2 protein-coding genes and 1 pseudogene are annotated in these 3,171 nt (G+C 70.6%); all 3 read right to left on the reverse strand.

What is annotated here, in order from left to right; all coding sequences use genetic code 11:
* Nucleotides 1-227: 227 nt before the first annotated feature.
* Nucleotides 228-1,091 (reverse strand): methyl-accepting chemotaxis protein, encoded by an 864-nt coding sequence (locus DK254_RS35155; protein WP_371921130.1) that lies wholly within the window; start codon nt 1,089-1,091, stop codon nt 228-230.
* Nucleotides 1,086-1,895, reverse strand: a pseudogene (locus DK254_RS35160) (MCP four helix bundle domain-containing protein); the annotation flags it as partial. The pseudogene DK254_RS35160 and the gene DK254_RS35155, both read right to left, overlap by 6 nt.
* A gap of 151 nt (nt 1,896-2,046) precedes the next feature.
* Complete coding sequence (locus tag DK254_RS10820) at nt 2,047-2,994, reverse strand: alpha/beta fold hydrolase (RefSeq protein WP_109933773.1); 948 nt, start codon at nt 2,992-2,994, stop codon at nt 2,047-2,049.
* Between the last annotated feature and the right edge of the window lie 177 nt (nt 2,995-3,171).

The following is a 3,171-nucleotide window of genomic DNA, read 5'->3' on the forward strand; positions in this document are numbered from 1 at the left end:
GGTTTCTCTGGAAGTCCAAAAAACCAGAGCAAGAGCGGGCATGCTCTTCGTAGGAGCGAGCTTGCTCGCGAACCTGGTTTTCCGCGTTCGCGATAGCTCGTAGGGCGCATAACGCCTACGGCGTTATCCGCCATTTGCGTCGCGCATCGGCCAACGGCGGATAACCGCGAACGGTTATGCGCCCTACGCCGGCGCTTTTCCTGCAACTGTAGGGCTTCGCCCCGGTCCTACAGGCGGAACCGCTGCACGAGGCCGCTGAGGTCCACGGCCAGGCGCGACAGTTCGTGGCTGGCGGTGCTGGTCTGCTGCGAGCCGGCGGCGCTCTGGTTGGACAGGTCGCGGATGTTGCCCAGGTTGGTCTCGATGTCGCGGGCCATGGTGGCCTGGTGTTCCACCGACTCGGCGATGCGCTGGTTGCGTTCGTCGATGCTGCGCGCGGCCTCGATGATCTGCGCCAGGGCGCGGTCGGCGGCGCTGGCCTGGCCCTGGGTGTGGTCGGCCTGCTCGGCGCTGTGCTGCAGCGCCTCGACGGTGCGCCCGGTGCCCTGCTGGATGGCGCCGATCAGCTGTTCGATCTCGCGGGTGGAGTCGCCGGTGCGCTTGGCCAGCGCGCGCACCTCGTCGGCCACCACCGAGAAGCCGCGCCCGGCCTCGCCGGCGCGGGCCGCCTCGATGGCGGCGTTGAGCGCCAGCAGGTTGGTCTGCTCGGCGACGTTGCGGATCACGTCCAGCACCTTGCTGATGTTCAGCGTCTGCTCGGCCAGGCCGCGGGCCTGCTGCGCCGCGTGGCGCACGCCTTCGCCCAGCTCGCGCAGCGAGCCCAGGGTGGTGGCCAGCTGGCGCTGGCCGTCCAGGGCCTCGTCGTTGGAGCGCCGGGCCACCTCGGCGGTGCTTTGCGCGTGCTCGGCGACGTCGCCCACCGCCGCGCTCATCTGGCTCATGGCGCGGCTGACGTCGTCGATCTCGCCGTGCTGCTGGTGCAGGCCGCGGCTGCCTTCGTCCATCACCGCGCTCATCTGCTCGCTGGAGGTGGCCAGCTGCTCGGCGGCCTCGCCGATCTGGCGAATGGTGCCCTGCAGGTTGTCGCGCATGCGCCCCAGGCGCTCCAGCAGCATCGCCGCCTCGTCGCGGCCCTGGCTGTGCACGCCCTGGCTGAGGTCGCCGGCGGCGATGCGCTCGGCCACCTGCAGCGCCTCGGCCAGCGGCCGCACCAGGCTGCGCGTCAGGCGCCAGGCCAGCAGCAGGGTGACCAGCAGGGCGCCGCCCAGGGCCGCCCAGACGATGCGCAGGGCCTGGGCGTAGGCGCTGGCGGCCGCGCTGGTGGCGCTGTCCGCGGCCTGGCGGTTGAGTTCGCGCAGCAGTTGCACCTGGGTGTCGATGGCCTCGCCCTGCTGGTCGATGTTGGCGACCAGCAGGGTGCGCGCCTCGTCCAGCTTCTGCTGCTCCAGCAATTGCTGTTCCTCGCGGATGGTCTGGATGAACTGGCCGAAGGCCTGGTGCAGCGCCTCGATGGCGCCACGCTCGGTGTCGTCGCTGATCAGCGCCTGGTAGGCGCGGAATTCCTCTTCGATGTCCAGGGCCAGCTGCTCGATGATCACCTTGTTGCCGCTGCGCACCATGGGCTCGGGGTTGGCCACCTGCTGCATGGAGCGCACGCGCAGCTGGGCGAGGTTGAGGGCGATGCTGTCGGCCAGGGCGATGCTCGGCAGCTGGTCGCCGTCGATGGCTTCGCCTTGGGCGCGGATGGCCGCCATCTGGTACAGGCAATAGGCGCCGACGCCGCCCAGCAGCACGGCGCTGAACAGGAAGCAGAGCAGGGTGCGCTGGCCGATGCGCAGGCGCCGCAGGGGCTCCCAGCGGGCGAATCGGCCGAGGAGGGCTTGGGGTTTCTTCATCACGGGCTACCACGGACTGCTGTGATGCTCTGGCGAGCGGGCTTCGGACGCGCAGAGCATATGAAAGCCGTGTGACAGTCTTGTGTAATGGCCAGGGGGTATCACTGCCTGCGGCCGGGCAGATCATTGATTCGCCTGGGAAAAACGCCGTTCAGGCCGGGGCGGGCTGCTGCCGCGCGGGGTCCACCAGGTAGGCGGCGAGGTTGTCGTCCAGCTCGCCGTCGCGCAGCCAGCGCAGGGCGATGGGCCAGAGGCTGTCCTCAAAGCGGCTGTGGAAGAAGGCGAAGTGGCCGATGCTCTGCAGGCCCAGCGCCTGGGGCGGCAGGCGCAGGTGCAGGCAGCGGCTGTTGCGGTAGTAGGCCAGCAGGCGCTGGATGGCCGGGCCGGTGCCGAATTCGTCGTCGGTCACGCTCAGGGCCAGGGTGGCGCCGCGCAGGCCGGCGAAGCCCTCGGCCAGGCGCGAGCGTTCTTCCGCGCTCATGGCCTGCGGGCCGCGCCGGTAGGCGTCTTCGAAGCGCGGGCCGGGGTGCGTCCAGTCGCGCACCACGCCGTGGGGCGTGTCCTCCATCCAGCCCAGGCGCTTGGCCGGGAAGTAGCCGAACAGGCCGCTGAGCACCGGCATCGCCAGGTGCCACTTGAGCAGCATGCGCAGGCGCCGCCGCGGGGCATAGTCGCGCCAGTGGGCGAACTGCGCGCCCATACTGAACACGCGCTGGACGAGGTGGTTGGAGGGGGCCAGGCCCACCAGGAAGCCGCCGACGCTGTGGGCCACCACCAGGATCGGCTGCCGCGGGGCGTTGGCCGCGGCCCAGCGCAGGGCACCCTCGAAGTCCAGGCGGCCCCAGTCCAGCCAACTGGCGGAAAAGCCGCGCAGCGAGGCCGGGCGCGAGCCGCCGATACCGCGGTAGTCGTAGCAGAGCACGTCGAAGCCCTGGCCGTGCAGGTAGTCGGCGAAGCGCGCGTAGTAGTCGCCGCGCACCGAGGTGGCCGGGTTGACGATCACCAGCGGGCGCGGCTGCTCGGCCGCGTCGGCATGGCGCCAGAGGCGGCCCTGGAGCGGGTAGCCGTCGGCGGCGTCGAAGGTCAGTGGCAGGCCCATGGCGTTCTCTTTTCCCGTTGTGCAGCAGGCACTCTAGCGCCGGGCGATGGGGCGCTACCAGTACAGTTGCGGGAAAAAAACCGCCGCACCCATCCCGGGTGCGACCGGGGTTGGGGCGGCGGAGGCTGCAGATCGGCAGCGGGGCGGTTGGCCTCGCTGATCCGGTTGATAGTGTGC

The sequence above is a fragment of the Pseudomonas sp. RW407 genome (assembly GCF_003176655.1).
Lineage (GTDB): Bacteria > Pseudomonadota > Gammaproteobacteria > Pseudomonadales > Pseudomonadaceae > Pseudomonas > Pseudomonas delhiensis.